We start from the raw sequence: 573 nt of genomic DNA on the forward strand, positions 1-573 counted from the left end.
TGACGTCGTGCAGTTCGAGGACGTCGACGCCGCGCCCGCGCAGCTCGGCGACGAAGTCGGCGTGGTCGCGCTGGGCGTTCTCCACCCACATGACGTCGTCGAAGAGCAGGTCGTCCGAGTTGGTCGGGGTGAGCCTGCGGTGGGCGAGTCCCGGGGCGCAGACGAGGACCTTGCGCAGCCGGCCCACCTCGGAGTGGACGCCGTACGCGGAGGAGGGACGGGTGTCTTGGTCGGTCACGGTGTGCCTTCCCGGGGTCAGAGGCTGATCCAGCCGGCGGCCAGGGCCACGACGCCGATCACGGCGCCGGCCACGGAGACCGCGAGGACGACGAGCTCACGCGGGGAGAAGACCCGGCGGCCCTGCTCCCGGCGCGCCATCACGAACAGGATCGTGGCGGGGGCGTAGAGGACGAAGGAGATCAGGACGAACCTGATGCCGGCCGCGAACAGCAGGAACGTCGTGTACACCGTCGCGAGGACGGCGACCGTCGCCTCCCGGGTGGAGGTCTGCCCGCCGCCGGCCGTACGGGCGTCGGCGCGCAGCCCGATCTTGACGGCGAAGGCGGCGGCGAG

Annotated in this window: 1 protein-coding gene and 1 pseudogene; both read right to left on the reverse strand. The window is 72.1% G+C overall.

The annotated features are described in order from the left end of the window. Window positions 1-238: arginine deiminase family protein (locus tag GTW43_RS21770; RefSeq protein WP_343246084.1), on the reverse strand; the 238-nt coding region annotated here is incomplete at its 3' end. A gap of 17 nt (window positions 239-255) precedes the next feature. Next, window positions 256-573, reverse strand: a pseudogene (locus GTW43_RS21775) (arginine-ornithine antiporter); the annotation flags it as partial.

The organism is Streptomyces sp. SID5785, from assembly GCF_009870065.1.
Classification (GTDB): domain Bacteria; phylum Actinomycetota; class Actinomycetes; order Streptomycetales; family Streptomycetaceae; genus Streptomyces.